7 protein-coding genes, 1 tRNA gene and 1 pseudogene are annotated in these 6,782 nt (G+C 66.5%); 3 read left to right on the forward strand and 6 right to left on the reverse strand.

What is annotated here, in order from left to right; translation table 11 throughout:
- On the forward strand, positions 1-314 hold a 314-nt coding region (locus VF697_RS23085; RefSeq protein WP_331098447.1), incomplete at its 5' end, for a DNA/RNA non-specific endonuclease.
- 37 nt (positions 315-351) lie between these two features.
- Here the strand turns inward: VF697_RS23085 and VF697_RS23090 are convergent.
- From VF697_RS23090 to VF697_RS43550, 4 genes are all read right to left on the reverse strand, one after another.
- A complete protein-coding gene (locus tag VF697_RS23090) occupies positions 352-1,488 on the reverse strand; it encodes a hypothetical protein (RefSeq protein WP_331098449.1) in 1,137 nt (378 codons plus the stop codon).
- A gap of 77 nt (positions 1,489-1,565) precedes the next feature.
- The gene (locus VF697_RS23095) at positions 1,566-2,495 is read right to left on the reverse strand and encodes an SDR family oxidoreductase (RefSeq protein WP_331098451.1); all 930 of its coding nucleotides are present in this window, start codon (positions 2,493-2,495) and stop codon (positions 1,566-1,568) included.
- 117 nt (positions 2,496-2,612) lie between these two features.
- On the reverse strand, positions 2,613-4,040 hold the full coding sequence (locus tag VF697_RS23100; RefSeq protein ID WP_331098453.1) for a hypothetical protein: 1,428 nt from the start codon (positions 4,038-4,040) through the stop codon (positions 2,613-2,615).
- Positions 4,041-4,904: 864 nt separating this feature from the next.
- On the reverse strand, positions 4,905-5,051 hold the full coding sequence (locus VF697_RS43550; protein ID WP_414641334.1) for a hypothetical protein: 147 nt from the start codon (positions 5,049-5,051) through the stop codon (positions 4,905-4,907).
- 102 nt (positions 5,052-5,153) lie between these two features.
- Between VF697_RS43550 and VF697_RS43555 the strand changes: the two are divergent.
- Positions 5,154-5,402, forward strand: a pseudogene (locus VF697_RS43555) (hypothetical protein); the annotation flags it as partial.
- Between the two features lie 192 nt (positions 5,403-5,594).
- Complete coding sequence (locus tag VF697_RS23110) at positions 5,595-5,834, forward strand: kelch repeat-containing protein (protein WP_331098457.1); 240 nt, start codon at positions 5,595-5,597, stop codon at positions 5,832-5,834.
- Positions 5,835-5,965: 131 nt separating this feature from the next.
- Here VF697_RS23110 and VF697_RS23115 read toward each other — a convergent pair.
- Positions 5,966-6,045 (reverse strand) — tRNA-Pro (locus tag VF697_RS23115).
- A gap of 25 nt (positions 6,046-6,070) precedes the next feature.
- Positions 6,071-6,782: dihydrofolate reductase family protein (locus VF697_RS23120; RefSeq protein ID WP_331098459.1), on the reverse strand; the 712-nt coding region annotated here is incomplete at its 5' end.

The following is a 6,782-nucleotide window of genomic DNA, read 5'->3' on the forward strand; positions in this document are numbered from 1 at the left end:
AGCTCGGGGGCTGGGGGGGTCGGGCGAACCTGGTACCGCAGGATGCCAACTTCAACCGTGGGAACTGGGCGCAGCTCGAGAACAAGGTGGCCACGTGTGGGAGCCTGCCGGCCGGCCGGCTGCGCTACTACATCGGTGCGAACTACCCGAGCTCCACCGCGCTCATCCCCAACAACATGACGATGGAGATCAGGAACCAGTCCACGGGGAGCAGCGTGCTCATGTCTTTCTCGAACGTGGACTCCGGCGGCTCGAACGGCACGACCGAGCGGACCCGTGGCGAGAACTGGCTGTCGAGCCAGGGCTGCAACTGATCCTTCGTCCTGTGTGCCAACGCGTGTCCGCGCCGCACTAATCGAGTGGCGGCACTGGCTTCACCTCTCCAGGCTCGAGCCCGCCGAGGTGGCGGAGGATGGCCCGGCCCTCCTTGCCGAATGAGGGATGGGTGTCGAAGCCGAGGTACACGTCCCCGAACTCGCCCTCGGTGGGCGTGGCCCGCAGCCACAGGTGCAGCCGCCCATCCTCTGACTCCAGCCGCGCGAGCCCGATGGACCCCTGCGGCGCCGGCCGCGCCAGCGTGGGCACCGGCGGCTCCTCGTCCTGGGGCGGTGTCCGCAGCCCTGTCAGCTGGTGCGTCACGGACTCGAAGGCGTCCTGGAGCGTCTCCGCGCCCCGCGGCTGCGCCTCGGCGAGCCGGCGCGTCACCTCGGGCAGCAGCTCGGCACGCAGCACCTCGCCGGCCGCATGCGTCCAGCCCCAGTGCCGGCTGCTGCTTCGCAGGACGCCGCCGAGCCGCTGCAACCCCTCGCGGGTGGAGAAGGTCTCCGGCCGTGCGAGCAGCGCCGGGTAGAAGGTCCGCAGGAACCACTCCTGGTCGTGGCGCACCACCACCAGGCTCTTGTTGAAGTCCCAGGTCGGCGCGAAGCCGAGCTCCTTCGGATTGAAGCTCTCGAAGTGGTCCCCGGTGGTGAGGAACTTCTTCAGCTCGCGCCAGCGCGCGTCCGGAGAGCCGAGCGACTCGAGCACCTCACGGCAACGCCGCATGTCCGCGCGCGTGCAGCGCGGGTCCTTCACCACCAGCTCGCAGGCCTTCCCGCGCTCGCCCGCCTCCACCTGGGCGCGCAGCGCGCTGAGCTCCTCGGCCCGCCGCTTCTGCGAGGCCCACGCGTGCGCCAGCTCCCCGCCCTGGAACGCGAGCAGCGCCAGCACCGAGCCCGCGAGCAGCACCACCACCGGCAGCCCCAGCCCGAGCGGCACGCCAGCCCACGGCTGCGAGGAGAACAGCCGCCGCCAGGCCACCCAGAGCGTGACGAGCAGTGGCGCGAGTGCGGTCAGCACCGCGAGCCAGGTGAGCGCCGCCTGGAGGGGGTCCAGCCCCCGGCGGTAGGCCTCGCCCTGAAACCCGAGCGTGACGGCCGCGAAGGCGAGCACGGCCAGGCAGGCCACCAGCTCGGCCGCGAGCGCCAGCACCGCGAGCAGCGTGCCCATCAGCCCCACCTCGCCCGCACCCCGGCGGGCCGTTCGCGAGCCATCCTGTCCTCAGCTCTTCTCATGCGACGCCCAGCCTACCCCGGCATCTCGTACGGCATCGTCCCCCAGTATGAGTAGAACGTGTCGTCGAGCTTCTTCCACGCCTCCGCGACCGTCGGCTCGTTCTCTCGCAGCCACCGCACGAAATGCGGTCGCGAGCCGTCCACGTCGGTGACGCGGTACTCGTCGCCGAGATCCCAGGAAGCGATCACCCGCCCGTTCTTCGTCGCGACGTTCGGGTCGGCGGCGAGCGCGGCGATCCCCCGGCCGACGAAGAGCGGCGTCTCGGAGGCGATGAACGACTTCATCTTCGTCGCCGCGTCGCGCCAGTTCGCCTCGGTGACGCCGAAGTGGTCGAGCATCCACTCCGAGCGCAGGAAGCCGGGGGTCACCGCGACCGAGGTGATGCCGCGCCCCTTCAGCTCCTGCGAGAGCGCGAAGGCCATCCGGATGACCGACGTCTTCACCAGATCGTAGAAGAAATGCCCCCGGTAGAAGTACGCGTCGCCGTCGGTAATCTCGACCACCAGCCCACCGGAGCGCAGCCGGGGAAGGCCGTAGTAGCTGGTGATGATGTGCGTCTTGATCGCGCGATCGATCAGCAACAGCCCGTCCTCGAGCTTCGTCTCCCAGAGCTTCTTGCCCCACTCGATCAGATCATCGCCTCCCCAGATGTCGTTGATGAGGATGTCGAACTCGCCGACGCGTTCGAAGAGGCTCGCGACCTCCGCGGGCACCGTGTGGTCGACGCGCAGAGGGATACCCTTGCCCCCCCGCGCGGTCACCAACTCCGCCGTTTCGTTGATCGTCTCCGGGCGGTTCTTCATCCCCGGGCTTCCGGGGACGCTGCGGCCCGTGCAGTAGACGGTCGCCCCCGCTTCGCCGAGCGCCGTGGCGATTCCTCGTCCTGCACCACGGGTGGCTCCGGCGACGACGGCGATCTTCCCAGCGAGTGGTTTGGCCATGCCTCCTTTTTACACGGCATGGCGTGTCTTCCGCTCGACTCACTTCCTGGGTGCCGGTGCTTCGACGAGCTTCGCATGGAAGTGCGCGGGCAGCTGCTCTCCGGCCGGGCCTTCGGTTCAATCGGGCAGATGGATGCGGAAATAGAAGATTCGCTGGTGATCGGCCTTACCGTTTGGATACTCGGGTCCCAGCGGCGAACCGGACACATACACCGTGTCACTCGCGGCGAACGTCGCATCAACCACGTTATCGATCAACTGCCCTCCGCGTGGCACGGCCAGCATCGGCATTCCATTGATCGAATATGGCCAGAACGCTGTACTCAGGTCGGTCATCGCACCCAACGAGAAAACGTGGGTCACCGGATCCTCGATGATTGGGTACAAATAGACGTAGGTAAAGAGGCTTCCTTGCCCGGTCCACAGCAACCACAGCCGGTTCTTTCCGTCTTCGAAAATACGCGTCCCGCCAAATGTTGGCACCGACGCCCAGCGTGTGCCGAACAAGACGTTGCCCGCCGAGTCCGCCATCACCGTGTAATGCCCTCGCGCCGGAGTCGATGCTCCAGCGGACGGCTCAACGAAATAGGTCGAAAACACGCGCCCGGCGCTGTCGATGAAGCCATCCTTCTGGCGCGCGGTTGGCACTGACGTCGTCGAGGGAGGCGCCGAATATGGCACTACCAATTCCGATTGCGACCAGGAGGCCGTGTCTCCAGCCCCCGTGGAGTACAGCCGGATGCCATTGAAAATATAGTTGTTGGCGGAGTTGGGGTAACCGGCGGCCGTCTTGTACAAATCGGATTGTGCCGTGGCCACGAGCCGGTTCGCGTCCCCCGAAGCGCCAGGAAACATGTAATCGTAAGCGTAGCGCAATCCAATGCTCATGGTCTGCTGGGCTTCCCACGTCCAGGTCGAGAGGCCGTCATGTCTACCGCAAATGTACTGAGTTTGCGTATTGGAGGTCGGAACCGGTGTCGGCAGTTCGCGCGACGCCTTGTAGCACAGCGTGCCGTCTGCCCCGATACCGACCGCGCTATAGTGCCGGCTGGTTGGCGGCAGCTCTTGCCAGCTCCCTGGAATGGTGGTGCCAGGCGTAAACGTAGGTGAAGAATATACAGTGGGCACCGATTGCCAATAAGCGACAACATGGGCCAGGTCCGAGACAGGATCACGCACGAGCACGACGTCGTCGGTTGAAGTGCCGGTTGCCTCCTCAGTCCAACTGGCGGTCGCGGGGGCGCGCTTCATCAGCCGCCAGTTGACCAGGCCGCCCGAGGTTTTCAGGTACAGGACGCGAATGGTTCCATCCGCATGACGCGTGATGCGCGGCTGATTGCCGCCCCAATGATTGTAGATTTGATCGCCCGCATTGCCGTCGGTGGCAATCGCTTCGAATCGCTCAACAAACGAGGCACCGATGGGGGATACCGACTCGACTTTCAAGGGCCGCGGGGAGTCGTCACCCTTGCCGCCGCATCCAGCGACCGCGAGTGCGGCAAGCCACTTCAAAAGAAGACTTCTGCTCAGGAATCGATACCGCACGGAATGCCTCCATGAGAGAAATTCAGCGACCATATTGAGGTGGCAGGATTAATTTGTGATTTCTCTTGATGCCGAGCACTGTCTCCAGGATGCACGTGAGTGTGCGGTGCATGAAAAGGATGCGGTAGGTTCGATCCCCGAGGCCCCGCCTTGGCTCGCCAGCCGGAAGAGCACCGGAGCGCAATCCCCTGCCAGGGTCGGACGGGCCTGTTACAAACAGGAATCCGGGGGAGATTGCGCCGTGCGGGTGTAGAGGCCGTAGGCCGTTCAGCCTGCGTGAGGCGCACCTCAAACTGTCGCTCGTCTATGCGCCGGGTGACGAACGGCGGCAGGTGGTGCTCGGCGCGGCGCGCTCGGGGAGGGCTCTCGATGGTGTCAGCCATTTCCTGAGCAGCAGAAGAAGTCCGACACCGCGCCTGAGCGCCCCACTCCGCGGGCCGTCCCCACCCCGGGGGTCGCCCGCGCCGACGCCGCCCAGATGGTCCGGGTGGAGGCCGCCAACTTCCAGCGTGGCATTCCCCTGCCCGGCCACCCCGACAACGCCGACGAGGCGCGCTACCCCAGCCGCTTCGCCAGCTACTCCAAGGGCCTGCCGCACGATGGGCTCGGAGACGTCAACACGCAGGAGTACGACAAGCTGCTGGTCGCCATCTCCAGCGGCAACCCAGCCGACTTCGAGGCCATCACCCTCGGCGGGACCCGCATGCTCGTCAACCCGCAGTCGGCCTACGCCTACCAGCTCGAGGGCGCGGACTCCCACGCGCTCGCCATCGCCCCCGCGCCCACCTTCGCGGGCCTGGAGATCGCCGGGGAGATGGAGGAGTTGTACTGGATGGCGCTGGCACGCGACGTCTCCTTCCAGGACTACGCCGCCTCCACGCCGGTCATCCCCGACGCCCTCCAGCGCCTCAACCAGCTCGGCGTGTTCCGCGGCCCCCGGGAGAACGGGCAGGTGACGGCGCAGACGCTCTTCCGCGACAGCCTGCCCGGCAGCACGGTGGGCCCCTTCATCTCGCAGTTCCTGCTGCTGGACGTGCCCTACGGCGCGCAGACCGTCTCCCAGCGCATCCGCACGAGGGTGGCCGGGGATGACCGCGTCTCCGCCTTCGACGAATGGCTGCGCATCCAGAACGGCCAGTCCCCCGCCCAGGGAGAGACGTTCGACGCCACGCCGCGCTACCTGCGCAACGGGCGCGACCTGGCGGAGTTCGTCCACCACGACTTTCCGCTCCATACGACCCGGCGACCGGCGGGTGGTCCACCCTGGCGACGTCTCACGGCGTGCTGGGCCACACGGCCACGCTGCTCCCCAACGGCCAAGTGCTGGTGGTGGGAGGAAACTGGAACACCCCGCTCGCCCGGCTCTTCAACCCCTCGACGAACAGCTGGACCTCGATTGCCCCCCCAGACGAACCGCTGGGTGAGCACGCGGCGGTGCTGCTGGCGAACGGCACGGTGCTGGTGGGCGGAGGCGCATTCACCTGGCTCTATGAGCCCCAAAGCCAGACCTGGAAGCGGGGCAAAGCCCCGGTCGTGCGCCGCTCGAACTACACCATGACCCGCCTGTCCAACGGCCAGGTGCTGATGACGGGAGGGGATGGGCCGAACGGGGCCCTCCGGGAAGCGGAGCTGTACGACCCGAACACGGGAACCTGGGCCCTCACGTCACCGACGAACAACACCCGGAGGAAGCACACGGCGACGCGGCTGCTCAATGGCAAGGTGCTCGTCGTGGGCGCCATCGGCTACAACGTCGGCAGCGACACCTGTGAGCTGTACACGCCCTCGCCCTGAGCCACGAGGCCGTGGATGACGCGGAGGCCCGGGAGCGCATGGCCCGGGCCTCCCTGCGGTGGGAGTAGGGGCGGGATGCCAAGCCGCTGTCCGGTGGCGTTCAGTGACGTTCAGGCGCGTTCGCTGGAGGGTCGGGGAGACAGGATTTGAACCTGCGACCCCTTGGTCCCGAACCAAGGCGGAGCCCCTCCGTTGCGCGGGTAGCTCACCGCCGACGAGAAAGGTGTGGGGGAGGACTACGCCCTGCGTACTGGGTAGCGCAGGTGTGTAACGCCGACGCCCGGGATCACCGTCGGGTTGCCAAGGACGGCTGGCGTGCCAACGAGGTGGTCAAAGAGTCGAATTCCGGAGCCAAGAAGAACCGCCGCGATGTCGACGTGGATTTCGTCGAGGAGGCCAGCATTCAGGCACTGCTGGATGGTGTCAGCGCCGTGGACCCCAACGGACTTCCCGGCGGCGGCGGCTTTGGCCTGGTTCACGGCGCTTTCGATGCCGTCGGTCACGAAGTGGACAGTCGAGTGGGGTCGCGGCCATCCGGCGGGGATGTGGTGGGTAAGGACGAAGGCTGGACCCCAAGCGTGATTTCCACCCCAGCCTTGGGCGACGTCGAAAGTGCGTCGACCGGTGAGCATGGCACCAAGTCCGGACGTGAGAGCGCGAAGGTGCTCGGCGCTCGGCCCGGACACCTTGAACGTCATGGGGTCCGACCCTCCGGTGTGGAATTCGACGTCCCCCGAGGTGAAATACCAGTCGAATACTTCGGCCACGCCATCGTTGAGGTCGGCGACGTAGCCGTCGAGCGACATGGACATGATTGCGACAACCTTCGACATTGCGATGTTCCTTTCGAGGACGTCCACGTCTGGTTCACGCGCGCGACCTGGTTTGGCCGTTTCAGCTGAGCTGCTCGGCCAGTCCGATGATGATGCCCTCAGGGCCACGCAGGAA

The organism is Archangium sp., assembly GCF_036388035.1.
GTDB lineage: Bacteria > Myxococcota > Myxococcia > Myxococcales > Myxococcaceae > Archangium.

What these genes read in the sequence shown, in the direction of transcription:
- VF697_RS23095 (WP_331098451.1), bottom strand. Translation starts at nt 2,495, where the DNA reads ATGGCCAAACCACTCGCTGGGAAGATCGCCGTCGTCGCCGGAGCCACC.
- VF697_RS43550 (WP_414641334.1), bottom strand. Translation starts at nt 5,051, where the DNA reads ATGAAGGGGCCCACCGTGCTGCCGGGCAGGCTGTCGCGGAAGAGCGTC.
- VF697_RS23110 (WP_331098457.1), top strand. Translation starts at nt 5,595, where the DNA reads ATGACCCGCCTGTCCAACGGCCAGGTGCTGATGACGGGAGGGGATGGG.
- VF697_RS23090 (WP_331098449.1), bottom strand. Translation starts at nt 1,488, where the DNA reads ATGGGCACGCTGCTCGCGGTGCTGGCGCTCGCGGCCGAGCTGGTGGCC.